Origin of the sequence: Alistipes sp. AF14-19, assembly GCF_003461645.1 — a bacterium.
In the GTDB taxonomy this organism is placed as follows: Bacteria; Bacteroidota; Bacteroidia; order Bacteroidales; family Rikenellaceae; genus Alistipes; species Alistipes shahii.
Genome location: NZ_QTXM01000007.1, coordinates 135,969 through 154,835 on the forward strand (window position 1 = coordinate 135,969; position 18,867 = coordinate 154,835).

At 50.6% G+C, this 18,867-nt stretch carries 20 protein-coding genes; 18 read left to right on the top strand and 2 right to left on the bottom strand.

What is annotated here, in order from left to right; genetic code table 11:
• The first annotated feature begins 10 nt into the window (after positions 1-10).
• The 15 genes from DWW03_RS08225 (at position 11) to DWW03_RS08295 (ending at position 12,308) form a co-directional block, all read left to right on the top strand.
• Positions 11-613: an RNA polymerase sigma factor gene (locus tag DWW03_RS08225; protein ID WP_004322848.1), complete on the top strand. Its 603-nt coding sequence runs from the start codon at positions 11-13 to the stop codon at positions 611-613.
• Complete coding sequence (locus DWW03_RS08230) at positions 591-1,208, top strand: hypothetical protein (protein ID WP_117677908.1); 618 nt, start codon at positions 591-593, stop codon at positions 1,206-1,208. The genes DWW03_RS08225 and DWW03_RS08230 overlap by 23 nt, the downstream gene beginning before the upstream one ends.
• Entirely contained in the window at positions 1,205-2,560 is a 1,356-nt protein-coding gene (locus DWW03_RS08235; RefSeq protein ID WP_117677907.1) for a DnaB-like helicase C-terminal domain-containing protein, read from the top strand. The genes DWW03_RS08230 and DWW03_RS08235 overlap by 4 nt, the downstream gene beginning before the upstream one ends.
• Positions 2,561-3,194: 634 nt before the next feature.
• On the top strand, positions 3,195-4,235 hold the full coding sequence (locus tag DWW03_RS08245) for a toprim domain-containing protein (protein WP_117677905.1): 1,041 nt from the start codon (positions 3,195-3,197) through the stop codon (positions 4,233-4,235).
• Positions 4,232-5,989 (top strand): PHP domain-containing protein, encoded by a 1,758-nt coding sequence (locus DWW03_RS08250; protein ID WP_117677904.1) that lies wholly within the window; start codon positions 4,232-4,234, stop codon positions 5,987-5,989. The genes DWW03_RS08245 and DWW03_RS08250 overlap by 4 nt, the downstream gene beginning before the upstream one ends.
• On the top strand, positions 5,955-6,722 hold the full coding sequence (locus DWW03_RS08255) for a DNA-methyltransferase (RefSeq protein ID WP_009316563.1): 768 nt from the start codon (positions 5,955-5,957) through the stop codon (positions 6,720-6,722). The genes DWW03_RS08250 and DWW03_RS08255 overlap by 35 nt, the downstream gene beginning before the upstream one ends.
• A complete protein-coding gene (locus DWW03_RS08260) occupies positions 6,715-7,257 on the top strand; it encodes an HNH endonuclease (RefSeq protein ID WP_004322855.1) in 543 nt (180 codons plus the stop codon). Before DWW03_RS08255 ends, DWW03_RS08260 begins: the two co-directional genes overlap by 8 nt.
• Entirely contained in the window at positions 7,254-9,431 is a 2,178-nt protein-coding gene (locus DWW03_RS08265; RefSeq protein ID WP_009316564.1) for a DNA polymerase III subunit alpha, read from the top strand. The genes DWW03_RS08260 and DWW03_RS08265 overlap by 4 nt, the downstream gene beginning before the upstream one ends.
• A 6-nt stretch (positions 9,432-9,437) precedes the next feature.
• Positions 9,438-10,205, top strand: coding sequence for a PolC-type DNA polymerase III (locus DWW03_RS08270; protein WP_008860772.1), 768 nt, complete (start codon positions 9,438-9,440; stop codon positions 10,203-10,205).
• Positions 10,202-10,561 carry a hypothetical protein gene (locus DWW03_RS08275; RefSeq protein WP_009316565.1) on the top strand — a complete coding sequence of 120 codons (360 nt, stop codon included), beginning with the start codon at positions 10,202-10,204 and terminating at the stop codon, positions 10,559-10,561. Before DWW03_RS08270 ends, DWW03_RS08275 begins: the two co-directional genes overlap by 4 nt.
• Positions 10,530-11,051: a hypothetical protein gene (locus DWW03_RS08280; RefSeq protein WP_009316566.1), complete on the top strand. Its 522-nt coding sequence runs from the start codon at positions 10,530-10,532 to the stop codon at positions 11,049-11,051. The genes DWW03_RS08275 and DWW03_RS08280 overlap by 32 nt, the downstream gene beginning before the upstream one ends.
• Entirely contained in the window at positions 11,032-11,190 is a 159-nt protein-coding gene (locus tag DWW03_RS16585; protein WP_008860769.1) for a hypothetical protein, read from the top strand. Before DWW03_RS08280 ends, DWW03_RS16585 begins: the two co-directional genes overlap by 20 nt.
• A gap of 3 nt (positions 11,191-11,193) precedes the next feature.
• Positions 11,194-11,493 carry a hypothetical protein gene (locus DWW03_RS08285; RefSeq protein WP_004322861.1) on the top strand — a complete coding sequence of 100 codons (300 nt, stop codon included), beginning with the start codon at positions 11,194-11,196 and terminating at the stop codon, positions 11,491-11,493.
• A 22-nt stretch (positions 11,494-11,515) separates the two neighbouring features.
• Entirely contained in the window at positions 11,516-11,722 is a 207-nt protein-coding gene (locus DWW03_RS08290) for a hypothetical protein (protein ID WP_008860768.1), read from the top strand.
• The gene (locus DWW03_RS08295) at positions 11,715-12,308 is read left to right on the top strand and encodes a DUF6549 family protein (protein ID WP_008860767.1); all 594 of its coding nucleotides are present in this window, start codon (positions 11,715-11,717) and stop codon (positions 12,306-12,308) included. Before DWW03_RS08290 ends, DWW03_RS08295 begins: the two co-directional genes overlap by 8 nt.
• A 288-nt stretch (positions 12,309-12,596) precedes the next feature.
• Here DWW03_RS08295 and DWW03_RS08300 read toward each other — a convergent pair whose 3' ends face one another.
• On the bottom strand, positions 12,597-13,658 hold the full coding sequence (locus DWW03_RS08300; RefSeq protein WP_007756689.1) for a LuxR C-terminal-related transcriptional regulator: 1,062 nt from the start codon (positions 13,656-13,658) through the stop codon (positions 12,597-12,599).
• Positions 13,659-13,964: 306 nt separating this feature from the next.
• On the opposite strand from DWW03_RS08300, the gene DWW03_RS08305 reads away from it, so the two are divergent.
• Genes DWW03_RS08305 through DWW03_RS08315 form a run of 3 tightly spaced genes read left to right on the top strand, consistent with a single transcriptional unit; the run spans position 13,965 to position 17,258 of the window.
• Positions 13,965-15,188: a DUF3575 domain-containing protein gene (locus tag DWW03_RS08305; RefSeq protein ID WP_118406597.1), complete on the top strand. Its 1,224-nt coding sequence runs from the start codon at positions 13,965-13,967 to the stop codon at positions 15,186-15,188.
• On the top strand, positions 15,185-16,105 hold the full coding sequence (locus DWW03_RS08310) for a DUF5119 domain-containing protein (protein WP_117677901.1): 921 nt from the start codon (positions 15,185-15,187) through the stop codon (positions 16,103-16,105). Before DWW03_RS08305 ends, DWW03_RS08310 begins: the two co-directional genes overlap by 4 nt.
• A 43-nt stretch (positions 16,106-16,148) precedes the next feature.
• Positions 16,149-17,258: a fimbrillin family protein gene (locus DWW03_RS08315; RefSeq protein ID WP_117677900.1), complete on the top strand. Its 1,110-nt coding sequence runs from the start codon at positions 16,149-16,151 to the stop codon at positions 17,256-17,258.
• A gap of 213 nt (positions 17,259-17,471) precedes the next feature.
• On the opposite strand, the gene DWW03_RS08320 is transcribed toward DWW03_RS08315, so the two are convergent.
• Entirely contained in the window at positions 17,472-18,830 is a 1,359-nt protein-coding gene (locus DWW03_RS08320; protein WP_117677899.1) for a transposase, read from the bottom strand.
• Positions 18,831-18,867: the final 37 nt, after the last annotated feature.

The window sequence follows — 18,867 nt, forward strand, 5'->3', positions numbered from 1 at the left end:
AAAGAAAGATGTGTTTATTGCGGTTCTCCAGCCTGAAGACGAATCCGCGAGACAGAGGGCGGAACTTCTCAGAAAATATGTGATGCCGCACAAGAATCTGATATACAGCATTTGTATCAAATATACCTATAACCAGGAGGACATCGAGGACAACTACCTCGAGGCGTTGGCCAACTTCTTCAAGTATATGGACAGTTATGACCCGGCCCGTCCGGTAAAGACCTGGATCTATGCCGTGACCAAACGGCTTGTGGCGGACCTGAACAACCGCAACAGGAACCGCATGCCCCCGGACGACAATATCGACATTTCGGAAATATCCTCTTCGCTGTCGGATGAGGACGAACCGTCGGGAAACAGCATGGGGATGGACAACTACCGCGAGTTCTATAACGATGACATCCTCTGGGCACTGGACCGGCTCAAACCGATTTACCGGGAAGCCCTGCTCTTGCAGCAGGCTGGTTACAAACTCGGGGAAATCATGGAAATCACCTATAACAACGGTACTTTGCAGACCAGGAACGTAGAAACGGTAAAAAGCCGCATCTTCCTAGCCAAGACGCAGCTGCGCAAACTATTGACACGCGATGGAGAGAAAAGAATGGATTGACGGATGCCGGAGGCTCTTTACACGGCTGGTCCGCACCACGGTGTGGGCGGATTTTGTGTTCCCTACCGGCGGCAAGTCGGACAGGCAGCTCGGGATGTGTTTCGACGGCTTGTGCCGGGAGGTCGTCTCCGTCAGTGCGGAACGCCTGTCCGACTTCTGTATCTGCCAGACATATGCCATTTCCGGATATGATACCGCGTATCGCAGGAAATGGAACGTCTCGCATTCATTCGGAAAGAAAGCCATCGACCGCTATCTCCGCTCGGGAAAGGAACGCCGCTACCGGGAGGACCGGTGGCTGAAGAGTTTCGGGCTGTCACGGCATGATTTGGCGCGGGCAGTGGAAGACCGCCGCAGCCATCCGTTCGGGCGTTTTATTTATCCGGAATACGAGGAGACGACCAAGCGGCGACTGCTCTCCACCGAAGCGGGATATCTCATCTGTGCGCTCTCCACGCTGATGTGGACGCCTTTCTCCCCGTCATGCTCAAAATGTGCGAAAGCGGAGCCGTGCCGCAGAAGGACACAGGCGCGCTATCCGGAACTGTACCGTATCCGCTGTGAGGCGTGGCGGAAAAAGGAGGCGAAGCCATGAGTGCCGTCAATCCGCTCAGTGCCGAGTTCCTGTATGAACTCTATGCCACGGCGCTCAGACAGGAACCGTTGTGTGCCGTCCTAGCCCGGCATATGCGCAAGGAATACCTGCCGGACCGTTCGTTCCAGCAGGTACAGGAGGCGATAGCCGTACACTTCAAGACATACAAGACACCGCCGTCGTATGCCGTGCTGGCACAGACCTTCCATGAGGATTACGACGCCATCGAGCTGATAGACACTTTCCGGGAGTATGACGAGGGACAGAGTGCCGAGGTGATGACCGACATGCTGGAGTCCTACATCAAGGGGGTCCGGTTGCAGTCGGTCTATGCGGAGGTCGGGAAACTGTATAACGAGAACAAACAGGACAAGGCGGAGAAGACTCTTCGGGAATATGCCGAGTGGCTGGCAGGGTTCACGCTGAAGAGCACCTCGTTCGTCGATGTGGCCGCGACTTTCAAGGAGCGTTTCGAGAGGAACCGCCGGCGCGAGGAGGAAGAGGAACGCTCGGCCGCCCCTCGTGTGTCCCGCTTCTATATCCCGTATCTGGATGCGCTCAATGCCGGACGTAACCTGCGAGGTCAGCTGACCTGTTTCCTGGCCAGCACAGGCGTGGGAAAGTCACACATCGCCAAATGGATCGGTGTCAGGGCGGATATCGATGACGGGCTGCATGTGCTGCATTTCCAGCTGGAAGGTTCGGAAGAAGAGGCGTTGAACGCCTATTCCGGCGGACTGATTTCCAGGAACGCCTACTATTACGAGCGGGGAAAGATTTCGGATACGGAGATGAGACATCTGGAAAAACTGGTCGCCTCGTATGCCGGAAGCATCACGGTGCGCAGTTACCCGCGTTTCAATGCCCAGGTCTCGACACTCGACATCAAGAACGGCATTTCGGAATACAGGAAGCTCAAAGGATATAATCCGGACATCGTGATTGTGGATTCGATGGACTTGCTGACGGATGCCAACCGCCGTTCATGGGGAGCCGACCATGAACGGGCGAAGCGTATCGCGGTGGCTAATGACCTGAAGGACCTGGCGGCGGACGAAAAGGTATGGATGGTGGTGACTTACCAGTCTACCATCGAAGACCGGGAGTGGCTGAATGACGAGCGGAACGTGCTGACCGAGTACAACTGTTCGGAGGCCAAAGGTCTGGCCCGCCCGTGCACGCACCTTGTTTCGCTCAACCAGTCATCGGCTGAAAGAAAGGAGAACGTTATGCGCCTGCACGTGGCCAAAAGCCGGTTCTTCAAGAAAGGAGACACTATCAGGATTGCCACCGACTACGACAATGAGGTGTTCTATGACGGGCAGAGGACACTGAATCTGAACAGGGAATAAAAAGCCATCGATCCGGATGCGGTGTGTCGGTGGCTTTTTGACTTGTAACGACTGGAATGTTGAGAATATATGGCAGCTTACATGCGTAAAACCAATTCCGGACAGATACGATTTTTATTGTATGCCCTTTGTATTCCGCCATATCGTCCGTTCCCCATGTTATCAACAGCAGGTTTTCACATTTCAATTCCTCTGCCGCCTCCAAGGCTTTCAGTTTCCGCTCACGGGTCTTGGCGTTCGAGATATCATACGACCTTTGTTCGAGGAAAGTTCGAATGACCTCGCAAATACAAATCCATTATCTGTAGTAATTGGAAAACGATACTTTTCATTCAGTATATTTATTGTACTGCACAAAAAATACGCTTTTTTTATGTAGAGAGTGATCATTTTAGAAAAGTACATCTCTACACCTGAAAATCAGCCAATGCTGATTTTCAATCTCCTTATTTATATATTGTTTTATCGATTGGACAAAAGCAGTCTTTTTTGTCCAGCCGGGAAGACAATTTCTCTTTTCCTTTGGGTGGAACAGACCTTCCATGATTCTGCCGGTCTATTTTTATTGGGCTAATCCGGATTCTTTTTCCAAACATTTCAAACCAACCTGTAGCGGTCACGACTATACCTTAATATGGAACTGTCGGTACAGGAATATCAATATCTGGTTTCGGAGATAACCCGCGAGACGGGTGCCAAACGGGACGGGAGCGGTAAGAACCTTATCGTTCCGCGCTGCCCGTTCTGCGGAAAGTCGGGCGGTAAGTTCGGTATCTACATCGGCAAGGCGACTGCCCACCGCTGGCCTTTCATGGCCCACTGCTTCTCCTGCGGGGCATCCACCCGTACATTGGAGCAACTTCTGGCGGCTATCGGTCGCATGGACCTGATGGTTTTGCAGACAGCCGACATTGCCGCACCGTTGAACCTGCACCTGCTGGAGAAGGACGAGGCGGAAGAAATAGACGACGAACTGGTGCCGGTCGAATTGCCGGACTTTTACAAGCGCACTTTCCGGCATCCGTATTTGCAGCGGCGCGGCTTCTGTTTCGACGATTACGAGTATTTCCCGGTCGGGATAACCGGCAGGCTCAATCCGCGCTACGCTGACTATGTCGTTTTTCCGGTCATCGATGACTGTACGGTTGTCGGCTATGTCTCCCGCCATACCTGGCCGAAAGAGGATATAGACGCCCACAACCGCAAGACCAGACATAGCGGCGGGTACAGGATCCTGCGTTACCGGAACTCCACGGAAAACGACTTTTCCAAACTCCTTTATAACTACGATGCCGTCCGTATGGATGAAACCGATACGGTCATCCTCGCGGAAGGTATTTTCGATGTCATCGCCCTGACCCGCAGACTCGAACTCTATGACAATTCCCATGTCGCAGCCGTGGCCACTTTCGGAAAGAAAATATCCGATGTACAGATCTACAAGCTGCAATCGAAAGGCGTCAGAACTGTAGTCATCGGTTACGATGGTGATGCCGTCGAGTCGGTAAAGCGGACGGCGGAACGGCTGAAACCCTATTTCGAGGTTTTCATCGCGGACATTGCCGATGCCGCCAAAGACTGGGACGAACTCACGGAAGCGGAAATCTACGGGATTTTCGCCTGCCGCCTGCTGTCCGTCCTTGAATACAAACTCAAAAAAGTACAGGAAAGATGATACAAGAACTTTTCTCATGGCTCGATGCACAACGGATAACCTATATCCCGGTCGATACGGAAGTGGTGGATATTCCCGGCTTCGGGCGGCTTTTCACGGCCGACCTGTCGGGAGTGGAATCCATTTTCCGCAGCGACGGGGACAAGCTCGTGTTCAACCTGATGGAAAGTCCGGATGTGCTGATGGAAGAAGGAATCTTCCATGTGGCCTTCCCGTTCGGCAGGAACTGGTACTATTATGACTTGCGGGAAGAATTCCGTTTCAACCTGCTGAGATATATCGGCCGACCCAAGCCTCCAGTACACGATGTACCTTTCGTGAACCTCGGCATCCATACCTCCTACGAACTGCTGAACGCCTGCGGCTCGCCGGAAGATTTGTGCCGCAAGGCGAAATGGCTCGGGCATACGGCTGTCGGCATCTGCGACCGTAATACAATGGCCGCCACGCTGAACCTTCAGAAGGAGTGCGCCAATACCGGGCTGAAACATATATTCGGCTACTCGCTGACAATGACGCACGAAGAAGAACGTGTCGGGCTGAAGATTTATGCCTTGGATAACGAGGGACTGCATAATCTGCTGCGCATCCAACGGGCCGTCATGGTCGATTCGGAAGACAACACCCTCCGCTATGAACAGCTGCTGATGTATGCCGCAGGTTGTGTGCCGGTCTTTGCCACCCGTTCAGTCTACTGGATGACCGGACATCCCAAACAGGTGGAGCGTATCCGAAAAGGTGCCGAAGCGGTCTATTACCAGATTGATGCCAACGAATACAAGGCGGACCGCATTGACAGGGAGCAACTGGAAGCCCTGAAATATTATTTCGGCAACTGTTATGATGCCGACACGGATTCATTTACAGTAGAACCAGTCCTGATTCCGGACTGCTACTACATGGACAAGGACGATGCAGGGTACAGAATCGTGGTGAACAAGATTGCCACGGGAACCGCCCATGAACAGAGCGATGACCAGTATTTCAAGACAGCGGATGAATTGTATGACACGCTCCGTCCTCTGTTCTCCGGGCAATGGGACTTCGATTCCCTGTTTAGGCGCATGTGCCGTCCCACGGTGGAGATTGCCGGACGTGCGGACGCCTCATTCGAGACCGGGCGAATGTTCATGCCGGAATACCGTATGCGACCGGAAGAGCGGGAACGGTATGGTGACCGCCGTACGATGTTCCTCCGACTGCTTGACGACGGGCTGGACCGGAAAGTGCCGGAACCGGAGCGGGAACGCTATCGGGAACGGCTGGACGAGGAAGTCTATATCATTGAATCGACCGACAATGTGGACTATTTCCTGGTGCAGTGGGATATGGTGCGGGAGGCGCACCGGAGAGGCATCGCAACTGGTATAGGTCGCGGTTCCGCCGGGGGCTCGCTGGTTTCCTACTTGCTTGGCATAACCTCCATCGACCCGCTGAAATACGACCTTATCTTCTCGCGCTTCCTCGTGCCGGAACGCTGCGGGCTCAGCTGGAAAGACGAACTGACGGTGCTTGCCCCGGACATCACACTCGGCAAGGGCGAACGCTATGTGGAGATGGAATCTGAAGGCAAGACTTACCGTCTGTGCACGGATGCCCGGATGCGGGTAATCCGTAACGGAGAAGAGCGGACGATATACGCAGATGAATTGATGTGTGGCGACGAAATCCTTTTTGACCGCCGAGATTGCTTGTGGAACCTAAAGGAACTCGAAACCCATGAATCCGACCTACGAACACCACCGTCCCTATGACGGTTGCGACCTTTACCGGGGCGATGCACTCGATGTGCTGCCCCTGCTGGCTGAAGAAGGCATCACTGCCGACATGGTATTGTCAGACCCTCCATACGGTACGACACATTGTCGATGGGACGCCGTGATAGACATCCCCGGGATGTGGAATGCTGTACAGGGCATATCCAGACCTGACACTCCCGTACTGCTGTTCTGCCAGCATCCTTTTACGAGCCTGCTGGGCAGCTCCAATCTCCGCAGGCTGCGGTATGCCTGGGTATGGGAGAAGACGCAGGCGACAGGCTTCCTAAACGCCAGGCGTATGCCGATGAAGGCGCACGAGGACATTCTGGTCTTTTACGACAGGTTGCCGAAGTATCATCCGATCAAGACGGACGGGCACAAGCGCAAGGTCGTGATGGCCGAACACCAGCGGAAATGCGATGCCGGCGAGATATACCGGAAGCACGATAATTTCCGGGATTACATATCCACGGAACGCTATCCGCGCAGTGTGCTGAAATTCAAGACGGACAAGCAGCTCTCCTGCCTGCACGCGACACAGAAACCTGTCGCCCTGCTGGAATACCTGATACGCACCTACACCGACGAAGGAGACATCGTCCTCGACTTTGCGATGGGCAGCGGCAGTACAGCCGTGGCCTGCCGGAATACGGGACGCCGGTTCATCGGCGTGGAGATAGACCTGGGAATTTTTCAGACAGCACTAAACCGTATAACCCATGGCTGACACCCGGGAAATCTGGGTGGATATCAAGAACTATGAAGGAAAGTACAAGATCAGCAACCTCGGGCGTGTCAAGAGTCTGGAACGGCAAGTTTCGCATGACGGTATCACCTGGACACAACCCGAACGTATCATGTGTCATTGGTGTGGGACGACTTCGCTCTATGACTGTGTCCGACTCTACAAGGGCGGTGTCGGAAAGAAGTTCTCCGTGCACCGTCTGGTGGCACAGCACTTCCTGCCCGACTGGAATCCGGGACTGGAGGTGAACCATATCGACGGGAACCGCGACAACAACCGTGCGGATAACCTGGAAATGTGTACGCACCAGCGGAATATGGAACATGCCATAGCGGGTGGCCTCAAACGGGATTACGGCGAGAAAAGCGTGAACGCCAAACTGACCAACGGGCAGGCGGAAGAGATACGGGTGAGGTATTCCTCCGGCCAGGCTTCCCAGAACAGCCTGGCAAAACAGTACGGTGTCAGCCGCCAGACGGTAAGCGCGATAATACGATACAAGAAATATATCAGATGAAAGTAACACATATAAGAATCAGGAAAGCAGACGGACCGCTGACGGTCATGGATGCCTTTGTGGACAAAGGACTGACAGAAGGCGGCCACGCTTCGCTGCCGGACATAGATGTCGACTATGCCTCCGACCGGCGGCAGGAGATCAAGGATTACCTGGAAGAACGGTACAACGCGGACGGCCGCCAGCGTGTCTTTTCCGCCGGCACCTTTACCACGATGAAACTGAAAGCCGCCTTGAAGGACGTGGCACGCGTACACCGCGTGCCTCACTCCATCGTGAACTATATTACCGCCATGATAGATGACGGCACGGACTGGACAGGACTGTTCAGACAGGCTGCCTTCAACAGAAAACTTCGGGACTTTATCCAGACCTATCCGCTGGTCATCGAGGACGTGCAAGGATTGCTCGGACAGCCCAAAGCGGCCTCCATACACGCCTCGGCCATCGTTGTCACACCGGACACGCGGGACGGCAGGCCCGCCGAATGCTTCGATTTCCTGCCGGTCCGTAAGATGGACGGGGCACTGGTATCGGAGTTCGACGGCTATTCGGTCGATGAGATCGGATTGTTGAAGGAGGATGTGCTGGCGACAAAGGAACTTGCCAAACTGAGTGCCGTCATCGCGTTGGTCAACCGGAATTTCGGGCAGGAACTTACTATCGGGCGTATTACGCAGGATATGCTGGAAGACGGGAAGACCTACCGACTGCTCTCGGACGGCAACACGCAGAATGTGTTCCAGTTCTCTTCGCCGGGCATTACCCGGTTTATCCAGGATGTACAGCCGGAGTGTATCGAGGACCTGATCGCCATCAATGCCCTGTACCGTCCCGCCACACTCGACATCGGTGCCACCGATGATTATGTCCGTTTCAGGCGTGGCGAAGTGGCCCCGGTCTATAACTACGGCTGTTATGAAGCAACGAAGAACACTTTCGGAATCATGGTCTACCAGGAGCAGTTCATGTCCGTTGCTCATACGCTCGGGGGATTCGACCTCGGGAAGACCGACTATCTGCGCAAGGCCATAGGAAAGAAGAAAGCCGACCTGATGGCCACGCTGAAGGCGGATTTCATTGCCGGAGCCGTCGGGAACGGATGCCCGGACTATGAGGCGGAGGAAATCTGGCACAAGATAGAGGTAGCCGGGAAATATTCGTTCAACCGTTCCCATGCCGCGGCATACGCCCTTACAGCCTATTGCGGGGCATGGCTCAAGGCCAATTACCCCTCGGCATTCTACACGGTGGCATTGCAATGGGCGGACGACAAGGAGATTCCTTCGTTGATGGCGGAGATGGAACGCTGCTCGTCGGCCAAGATCGTGCCGCCGGACATCAACCGCTCCGGGACGGAGTTCTTCACCGACTATGCCACCGATGAAATCTTCTGGTCGCTTACCCGTATCAAACAGGTCGGTGTCAAGACAGTGGAATACATCGTCACGGAACGCGACCGGGGCGGGGCATATACCGGTATCGAGAACTTCATCCACCGCATATTCCGTTACAAACTCAAGAAATACAGTTACTGGGACGACCCCGACAACGCGGAAGAGGCCGTGAAAGTCCCCGTGAACGCCCGGCATGTCAAGCACATGATCCTTGCCGGATGCTTCGACCGTATCGAAAAAGTCGGGGCGGTTACCGAACGCTGCGCGCTGCTCGAACGCGCAGCACGGGAACTGGGATTCTCCCTTTCTGAAAAAGACTTCCCGCAGGACATGCGCGGGCGGCATTTCTTCTGGTCGCAGCAGCAGATTGCCGTGTCGGGCATAGGCAGCATCGATTATCGCCGCATCTTCAACAATTCGGAAGCCCGCAGGCAGGTCAAGGGAAAAGCCTCTTACCTGACCCTGGACGAGGTGGCACGGGACGAGAACGACGGCAGGCGTGCGACTGTCTGCGCCACGGTGGTGGATGTAACCGAACATACCTACAAGGACAGGGAGACGGGAAGCCGGAAGCGTTTCGCCAAGCTGACACTCTCCCAGAACAACCGTCTGGCGGAATGTGTATGCTGGAACGACTATTACATGGAACACCACACCGTGATCCAGTCGCTCAAAGACCGGGTGGTCATCCTCACTGCCGTCATCCGTTACAGCGACTACAACGGATGCAATACATTACAGACCTATAGGAACTCATTGTTATTCATTCAATCCTGAAAAGATATGGCACCCAAGACAGAACAGAAGATATATGTAGGCATCGGGCTGGACTTCGAGACCGGAGGGCTGGACTGCCGTGAATGCGCCTGTACACAGATCGCCCTGCAAGCCGTCCGTTTCGACACATGGCAGGTATTCGACCGCTATCAGGCGTATATCGCCCCCTACGGGAAACAGGACGCGGGGCTTCCCCGACGCAAGGTGTTGCGTACCCGCCATGAACAGGCGAAAGAACCGGAATATGTCCCGATGAAGTACGAACAGACGGCATTGGACTATTCCGCCATTACCATGGAGATGCTGCGCACACAGGGTGTGGACATGAAGAAAGTCGCCGGAGAAGTCATCGCCTTCGCCAAACGCAGCACCCTCTCGAAGGGCTATCAGTGCAAGCCCGTGCTGGTCGGACAGAACATCGCTTTCGATATCGGATTCCTGCAACAGCTGATGAACTATGCCGGACTGGCCGCCGAGTTTGAAAAGACCTTTTCCGGTACCAAGGACTATTACGGCAACTTCCAGCCGCACTACATCGACACGCTTGTCATGGGACGGTTGGCTTTTGCCGCTGATCCGGAGGTTACTTCGTATAAACTGGAACTGGTAGCCTCAAAATTGGGGGTGGAACTGGACGATGCCCACGATGCGGCTGCGGATGTGACGGCCACGCTTGACATCCTGGGGGTCTATACCTCCCGTCTGCGCCAGACGGAAGGGGCGGCAATCGCTACGCAGAAGAAAGAGAAAACCCGTAAATATTTCAAGATATGAGTATGGACACGAATAAGGAAGCCCAAGGCATTGACCGGGAACAGATTCCCGAGACCATTACATTCCGTACGGCGGACCGGATGACCTACGGGGCGCTGGGCTATGACGGGAACGAACTGATGGCGTTCATATCGGGCTACGACCTGGAAATCAAGTTCAACCTGCGGCTCATCAACTCGCTAGCGGATGCGGAGGCGTGTGCCGATGCGTTGGCCCAGGTATTCTATGACGCATTAATGGAGCAGTTGCTCAATGAAAAGGCGGATTTTGTAAAACCTCCGGGATACAAACCCGCTACTCTTTCAGAAAAGGAAGGAAGAACCGATGTCAGACAAGATAACGAACACGCAGGATAGGCCGGAAGAGAAACCGCTCACGGAGCAGGAGCTGCAATTCTGCAACCTCTATGTGAACGGCGGGCTGGAATATGCCGGACGGCCGAAAAAATGCTTTGTGGAGGTATTCGGTGAGGATACGGTGAAGAACCCGTATGCTTCGGCCAATTACCTGATGAACAAACCGCATGTGCTGGCACATATCAAGGCATTGCTCTCCTCGGAACGGTTCGAGATGGAGACGATGGCTGTAAAGCTGCAGGTGACCGAGACTCTCAAGGCAATCATGGACGAGACGGCCACTTCGGACTATACAGACCGTTTCGGTGTGCCGCTCTCTCCGGCACCGCTCAGGGCCGTGTCGGTCAATGCCGCCAAGGCGCTGATGGATATCTTCCCCATCAGGCACAAGGAGGAGAACCGCCTGCGTATCGAAGGCAGCGACGGCAATGTTATCTTCAATGTAATCGTACCCCAAAATCCTGTAAAAGATGGCGAAGCGGAAACGTAAAATCACTAAGGAAGAAATCGCCTGGTGGGTCTATCTGGCGATGATGATCGCGCTTGTCATCTATGGGTTCCGGGATAGTGCGGCAGCCGAGACTCTGCTGAGGGCTATCAGGGACGCATTCTCACTTTTAATGGAATAAGATATGGAACAACTCAAAGAATTTGTAATGAAGTACTTCAAGATCATTGTCGTGGTACTCTCGTTCTCGCTGACACTGTACATACAGCATGTCAACAACACCGCCCAAATTGCAGAACTGGAAACCAAATGTATCGGTTTGGAAGTGGAAATCAAGAACCAGTATGACCGTATCAACGCCATGAAGCTGGACAAGTCCGTGTTCGAGGCAACCATGATGCAGCTCAACACGGTACAGAATGACCTGCACGAAATCCGTGCCGATATCCGTGAACTTCTCAAATGTCAGGGAACGCACAAGTAAAAACATCGTGGAAAGACCAGTTATGAAAAAGAATGCATACGTTACCATCATCGCTTCGCCTGAACTCTCCGAAATGAGGTTGGACGAACTGGTCGGTCGCCGTGGACTGGTCGTTGAAGACCTCCCGCAGAACCGAAAAAAGAACCGGGGCGGCCTTGTATTGTTGGAAGAAATCTATATGGATGAATTTCTGTGGTTCATCCCCGAAGAATCAGTATCATATGAGTAGATTAAACAGAATACTTCTGGCAACGGTGTTGCTGCTCTGTAGCATCCTCTGGCTGCAGCACCGGCGGACAATACGCCTCACGGAAGAACGCGACCGATTCCGCATGAACAGCACCGCACTGCTTTCCGATGTGAAGCGGATGCAGATCGATTCAGCGACGATGGTCCTCGATGCCAAGGCATTGCGGCTGACTATAGATGAGTATAAAGAGTTCCGTGCCAAGGATGCCGAGACCATCGAAAGGCTAGGCGTGAAAATCAGGAACCTCGAAGTGGCTGCACGGCATGAAGTCGAAGTGAAAGCCCCGATAGATGCCGCCATCCGTGACACGCTCATTATCCGTGATACCGTTCCACTGCTGCGGCAGAAGGTGGAGATGGTTACACCGTATATCCAACTTACCGGGTTGATCGAGAACAAACGGCTCAAAGGCGACATCAAAGTTCCGGTAACCCTCAATCAGGCGGTTTGGGTAGAATACAAGGGATGGTGGTTCTGGAAGCGTGTAAAGGCTATCCATCAGTCCATTTCCAGTGACAACCCGTATGTGGAAATCAGGTATTCGGAATATATACGCATACAGTGAAAGAACATGTGTCTTTTATATGTGAAAAGTTCCTGTGACGCCGGTGCGCCAAGGGACTTTTTGCTTTTAGATGTGTTAAAGGCAGATGAATATTCATGCAATGGTTTCCCCGGGATTAGTTTTCAGGTGAAAAATTAAATAACAGATATATTACAATTGACGTGACGACCTGAATGTCCCCCGGATGAATGTTCGGGGGATTTTTTTTCTTTTGGGCGTTCCCGTGGGACGGTCGGGCTTTACGTTTCAAGTCCTCGCCTAAAGGCTGTGGGCTTTACTCTGCAATCCCTAACGCATGGCTGAAAACTCCTCTTGCCGGTGGTGTTCTTCTTCATACAGCCTCATGCGTTCTTGTAATGCTTCTTTTAAATTGTCGCTTTTTTTCAGTCCGAGTTTGGCACGTATGTTCGCTCGTTGGCTGGTTATGTTTCCGCTACTCCGATGTAATAATTCGCATATTTGGCTGACGGTCTTGTCTTGCAGTATTAAACGGCAGATGTTTAATTCGGACGGGGATAAATTGGGATATATTCTCCTGATTGTATCAAGTTTACTTTTTTCCTTTTTCTGGTATGCGGCAAGGGCTGTAAAAAGATTTTCTTTGGATTGTTCCCCTATTATGTTTAACAGGGAGCTTGTCTTTTCTTCCGGGTTATTCTCGCTTAACAACTCGGCGAACGCGAATAGTTCTTCCTTTTTCATTTGGAGACGTTTCAAAAGCATTTCCTCTTCCTCTTTTAGCAAGTTGCTACTTTTTAGCAAGCTGCTGATATTACTGTGTAAGGATCTTCCTAATAAGGGGATCATGGTGTATATGATGATGATCAAAGGCAGATAACTGTATAGGAACGGTTCGTCGGTGATAAGTGTGCAGATTGTATAGGAAGCTATGGTAAGGGAGGACAATAGGATGGAGATATTACTCATATAGGCACAGATGGAAAGCATGGTAAATAAGAGAGAGATAGTAATGTTACTCATTATCAATGCTCTTTGATAACTATATTCATATCCGCTACATATTGAGCAATAAATTATCTCGATAAAAATCTCGATATGTATGGCTATCAGTATAATGGAAAAGGTCGTGGTCAGATTTACTCTCTTTTTAAAATAAGCGAGAGTGCACATAATGATAAACAGGAATAATACGCTGTTAATATAATAAAACTGTTCATTGGGAAATGGAACTGAATATATGTATATGGGTGCGCATAAGGCCAGCATGAGCAGGGATAGATGAAAGACACGTTTTTGTTGATACGTTATTATCATTTCGCTTTCTTTTTTGTCGTAAGTTTGAGTTTTTATTGAACTTAGAAAAGTAGCGGCTTTTGTGCTGAATTTCATGTGTTTTATTGTTTTAAGTGTTATTAAGCATAATGTTTCCTGCAAAAATAACTGTTTTTTTTGTATGTTTAAGTACTTTTCTTTATGATGTTAAGTGTTTTTAATTGTTGTGTAAGCGTGATTGGCTGCTGTGGTAAGTGTTGTAGCTGTTGTGTGGTTGTCTTTTTAAGTATTTATAAGTTTAAAATACTTGTTTTTTGCTTTGGAGGTTGGTTTATAGGTGCATATCTTTAGCGGTTGAAATTCAGGGGGTGTAAAAGCCTGGGTTTGGATTGTCATATTAACAAATGATTAAATGACGAAAAGATGTTTTTTTATATTAAATGTGTATTGTTCGTGCTCGTGTTGAGTATAAGCGGAGAAATATCCGCTCAGGAGAAGCGTGATTCGGTAAGGATCTATTTTCATCAAGGAAAGGTAAATATAGATACATGTTTACTTGACAATGGGAACGAGATGGAGCGGTTTGCTAAAATCTGTTCCGCATTGAACGACTCCGTCCGTCTTATCAGGAAAATTCAAATAATAGGAGGAGCTTCCCCGGAAGGAGGGGGGCTGTTGAATGGAAGGCTGTCTGAAAAACGAGCAGAGGTTTTGTGGCGGTATATATCACCTTATATAAAGATTCCGGTATTGGAGTGGGATTTTCATTTTTCGGGAAGCGACTGGAACGGACTTATAACGATGGTGAGAGCGGATGTGAATGTTCCGGAGAGGGAGGATGTCCTTCGTTTGTTGGAGAAGATCGTACGTTTGGAAAACCAGGATAGCCCTTATTGGGGGGGGGGAGAACTGAAAAGACTGAAAGGGGGGAGGCCATACTCATATTTGTATAAATTCCATTTTCCGAAACTTCGTTCGTCGATGGTGAAAATATGCTATGATAGTGATCCGATAAATCCCGTCAGAGATACGGTATATATACATACACGTGATACGTTGTGCATCCGTGATACCGTTACCGTCATAGCTCCGGTAAAGAAACGGCCGTTTTGCATGGCGGTGAAAACAAACTTGCTTTATGACGCTGTTTTGATACCTGACATCGGGGTTGAGTTCTGTTTGGGGAAGAACTGGTCTGTGGCCGGGAATTGGATGTATGCCTGGTGGAAAAGTGATCGGAAGCATAATTATTGGCGTATCTATGGGGGAGATGTGGAGTTGCGCCGCTGGTTCGGTCGGAGAGCGGTGGAAAAACCGTTTTCCGGGCATCATGTCGGATTGTACGGGCAGATCGTCACCTATGATTTCGAATTGGGTGGGAAAGGTTACTTGGGGGATAAATGGAGTTACGGGGGAGGCGTGGCTTACGGCTACTCGTTACCTGTGGGACATCGGTTCAATGTGGATTTCACGTTGGGAATCGGCTACCTTGGAGGATTGTACAAGGAGTACATCCCTTTGGACGGTCACTATGTATGGCAGACCACTAAAAAACGCTGCTGGTTCGGCCCGACCAAGGCGGGTATCTCTTTGGTGTGGTTGATCGGGCGGGGGAATTATAGCCGGAAGAAAGGAGGCAGGCAGTGATACTGATACGCTTTAGTCTGGTGTTCATATTTTTATGGATGGGACTGACGGCTTGTGAGCATAAGGATTTATGTTACGATCATCCGCACTTTGCCACGGTGCGGGTAGTATTCGACTGGACCAAGATTTCCAATCATGACAAGCCTGAAGGCATGAGGGTCGTATTTTATCCGACCGATGATGAAAGCAACACGTGGATATTTGATTTCCCCGGAGGAGAGGATGGGGAAGTGGAGCTCCCCGAGAATGATTACCGGGTAATTTGCTTCAACTACGATACCGACGGGATGGTTTGGAAAGAAAACGGCAGTTACACGCTTTTTACTGCCGATACGCGTGATGTTCGGTCGCCGGATAACCAGACAATGGCCGTCACCCCACCCTGGCTGTGTGGCGACCATATAGACAGAGTTATCCTCAAGGACATTCCGGAAGGAAGCACGAAGATAATACGGCTAACTCCCGTAAACATGGTATGTCACTACACGTATGAGGTGAACGGAATTCGGGGACTGGACAGGGTGGCGGATTTGCGGGCTGCTCTTTCCGGCATGTCCGGCTCGCTTAACATGTCCGGCGACAGTTTGCCCGCCGGTCTTTCGGAGAGCCTGCTCTTTGATGGAATGGTTTCACGGAATCAGATTATAGGCGGATTCTATACGTTTGGACATTCCGCACTTGAAGGAGAGCCCAATGTTTTCCGGCTGTATCTCAAGAACCGTTCCGGCAGCATGTCTGTATTGGAACAGGACGTGAGCGACCAAGTGCATGATGTCCCGGTAGCGGGGCATGTCGGTGATGTGCATCTGGTGTTGAATTTTGATTATGAGGTACCATCCGAGCCGGGAAGTGGCGGTCCGGGATTTGATGTGGACGTTGATGATTGGGATGATGTGAATGTGGATATAGTGTTGTAATCGAGTTTTATTAATTATATTTATTAACAATTTTATTCATTTTATGAAAAAAAGTACAGTAATGCTTTGGGCAATTTTTGGAGTACTACTGATGAGTTGCTCAGAAGAGGAGATTGCGAATGTGGAAACCTCCTCACGAAATGCGATTGGTTTTAACGTGTTAAGTAATGCGGCGGAAACGAGGGCTACCCCTACTACCAACACCAACTTGAAGAACACCGATTTCGACGTGTTCGCTTTTACGGCGGATGGTACTGCCTTCATGGGAAAGAACGACACGGAATTTGAACATGACGGAGTGAAGATCGTGTACAAAAATGGTAAGTGGGATTATGACGATGCGAACGACCTTCGTTATTGGCCTACCGAGGCTTTGGACTTTTACGCGTTCAATCCCGGAACGGTTAGTGAAGACATGATGGTGTTTTATAGTTGGGAAGCCACCAAGGATGTCCAAAAGATAAGTTATACCTGCATGGATGAGTATGGAGCCGGTACTCATGCAAACTACGACGTGATGTATGCCATGGCCAAAGGCCAGACAAAAGACATGAACAACGGAATAGTGAAATTTAATTTCAAACATATTCTGTCACAGGTCGTATTCAAAGCAAAGACCCAATACGATAACATGCAGGTGGACATCGACGTGATCAAGATTCATAATTTCAAATTTGCCGGCGCCTTCACATTGCCTGCGGCAGCCGATGGAACGGGAAGTTGGAGTTCGTCTGATTTAGCATTTCCACACGCATTTACCGTAGTGAAAAACGCAAACATCACGGTCAATAGCAATACCGAAGCTACCGATATTACCACAGATACTCCTATGCTGAATATACCACAGGAGCTGACTGCTTGGACTGTTTCCGGAGCCAGCAAAACCAAGAAGGGTGCCGACGATGCGAAGCAATGTTATCTGGAGATCGCCTGCAAAATCCGGCAGTCCGGAGCTTATCTGTTGGGTTCAGCAAGCGAATACAAAACAATTTATGTTCCGTTCGGAGATACATGGGAACAGGGCAAGCGTCATATCTACACGTTGATTTTCGGTGGTGGTTATACTGATCAGGGAGAGGCTGTGTTGAATCCGATCCAGTTTGATGCAGAGACAACAGGCTGGGTTAATGCGGCAAAAGACGTAAACGTTTAATTAATATCGTACCCGTTGGCAGGTTAAACTGTAGGGATATTCAGTAAATGTCCCTAAAAAATAAGATGGCATATGAAGATGATGGCGCATCATCACTTCCTATGCCATTTTTATTGTAGTTTTTCGTTGTTTTCTCACATAATTTTATCCGTCAAGACAAGACTTTCCTGAAGAAGTCTGATGACCTCTTTTGATTCTGTCAGTAAAATCATATCATACCGCTTTAACCGTCCTGTTCCTGATCTTGTCAATCATCAGTACGGCATTTGCCGTATGTATTCCGAAAAAGATCCACAGGATTTCCGTCTTCCTGTTCCGTGCCTTTATCCTTGAGAGCGAGTAATGCTGCTTCTGTGTGCCGAAGCTGCCTTCAAGCCGGGTAGCCCTCTCCCTTGAGAGTTCACTTCTGAGAACCCTTCTCAACTGCTCATCCTTTGCCGCCTTTCCCTTGCACACGAAGGAAGTGGATATTCCGTATTTCGTGCAAAACTTCCTGTTGGCATTGTTGGCGTATATGGAATCGGCAGCCACACATCTTACCCTCACGTTCATGAGTTTCTGCTGCATACGGATACAGTCCTTCAGACGTATACCCTCATTGAAAGCCTTGAACGAGAGGTGTTCGATGAACGATATGCCGTCTATCTGTATATTGTTCACTTTTGCACCGAACTCAACAGACTTGGTTTCCTTTCCCCTTACGATAGGACGTACATAATGGCGGTCAATGCTGACGATGCGGTCACTGACCTTCCGGCCTTCAAACATTTCCTTCTCCTGTACAAGGACCTTTCTGATGACGGACAGCCGTTTCCGGTAATCCGGTGTGTATCGGAGTGAGACACCGTACTTCCTATGGATTCCATCCCTCTGTATGAGGAGTTTTTCAAGAAGCCTGATCATACGGCGCTTGAGCATCCTTGTCCGTGAAACCTTCCTTTTTCTTTTCTTGCTGTAGGACAGATAAGACGCTTCCACATCCGCATATTTGTTGCGCGGACGCCTTATGCCAAGCTCCCCGCAATGCTGACAGATATGTCTGTGAAGCCATTCAATGCTTTCCCAAAGAAGTTTCATGTCCGTAGGAAAACGCATATGGCTCTCATAGCATGTGGCATCGCTCATGCACACGTGAAGGTTCTCAAGATAAGGTTTCCAGTGTGAGGCCAGCACTTCCTGGAGGAATTCAATGTCAAGACGGGATGCCATCTCATTGCGGATGGCACTGACTATCTTGTAGTTGGTTATGGGGAAGGACGGGTCTATCATGATTCCGCAGAACATCTGATAGTGTATGTTGCCGTTCAGATGTTCCACCAGCTGTCTGTCGGAGAATCCGGTGTAGGATTTCAGGAGCATGAGGGCAATCTTTGCCGAAGGGCTGAAAATGTTCCTGCGCCCCAGACGCTGTTCCGACAGGCCTGCGGCTTTTGCCATGCGTTCAAACGGGAACACTGAGTGAAGCCTGCCAAGCTCACTCTCATTAAAACTTTTGCGGTATTTTTCCAGAATATCAAATTCTGTAAAGCCCAAAGTTGGGTGAATTTCGGAAATATTTTGTATCTTAGCCATATCTTGGTTTAGGAATTTCCCCCACTTTGGATGCCAA

Bases quoted from the DNA above. Each gene is read 5' to 3' on its own strand.
- DWW03_RS08230 (WP_117677908.1), top strand. From the start codon at position 591: ATGGAGAGAAAAGAATGGATTGACGGATGCCGGAGGCTCTTTACACGG.
- DWW03_RS08235 (WP_117677907.1), top strand. From the start codon at position 1,205: ATGAGTGCCGTCAATCCGCTCAGTGCCGAGTTCCTGTATGAACTCTAT.
- DWW03_RS08245 (WP_117677905.1), top strand. From the start codon at position 3,195: ATGGAACTGTCGGTACAGGAATATCAATATCTGGTTTCGGAGATAACC.
- DWW03_RS08250 (WP_117677904.1), top strand. From the start codon at position 4,232: ATGATACAAGAACTTTTCTCATGGCTCGATGCACAACGGATAACCTAT.
- DWW03_RS08255 (WP_009316563.1), top strand. From the start codon at position 5,955: ATGAATCCGACCTACGAACACCACCGTCCCTATGACGGTTGCGACCTT.
- DWW03_RS08260 (WP_004322855.1), top strand. From the start codon at position 6,715: ATGGCTGACACCCGGGAAATCTGGGTGGATATCAAGAACTATGAAGGA.
- DWW03_RS08265 (WP_009316564.1), top strand. From the start codon at position 7,254: ATGAAAGTAACACATATAAGAATCAGGAAAGCAGACGGACCGCTGACG.
- DWW03_RS08270 (WP_008860772.1), top strand. From the start codon at position 9,438: ATGGCACCCAAGACAGAACAGAAGATATATGTAGGCATCGGGCTGGAC.
- DWW03_RS08275 (WP_009316565.1), top strand. From the start codon at position 10,202: ATGAGTATGGACACGAATAAGGAAGCCCAAGGCATTGACCGGGAACAG.
- DWW03_RS08280 (WP_009316566.1), top strand. From the start codon at position 10,530: ATGTCAGACAAGATAACGAACACGCAGGATAGGCCGGAAGAGAAACCG.
- DWW03_RS16585 (WP_008860769.1), top strand. From the start codon at position 11,032: ATGGCGAAGCGGAAACGTAAAATCACTAAGGAAGAAATCGCCTGGTGG.
- DWW03_RS08285 (WP_004322861.1), top strand. From the start codon at position 11,194: ATGGAACAACTCAAAGAATTTGTAATGAAGTACTTCAAGATCATTGTC.
- DWW03_RS08290 (WP_008860768.1), top strand. From the start codon at position 11,516: ATGAAAAAGAATGCATACGTTACCATCATCGCTTCGCCTGAACTCTCC.
- DWW03_RS08295 (WP_008860767.1), top strand. From the start codon at position 11,715: ATGAGTAGATTAAACAGAATACTTCTGGCAACGGTGTTGCTGCTCTGT.
- DWW03_RS08300 (WP_007756689.1), bottom strand. From the start codon at position 13,658: ATGAAATTCAGCACAAAAGCCGCTACTTTTCTAAGTTCAATAAAAACT.
- DWW03_RS08305 (WP_118406597.1), top strand. From the start codon at position 13,965: ATGTTTTTTTATATTAAATGTGTATTGTTCGTGCTCGTGTTGAGTATA.
- DWW03_RS08315 (WP_117677900.1), top strand. From the start codon at position 16,149: ATGAAAAAAAGTACAGTAATGCTTTGGGCAATTTTTGGAGTACTACTG.
- DWW03_RS08320 (WP_117677899.1), bottom strand. From the start codon at position 18,830: ATGGCTAAGATACAAAATATTTCCGAAATTCACCCAACTTTGGGCTTT.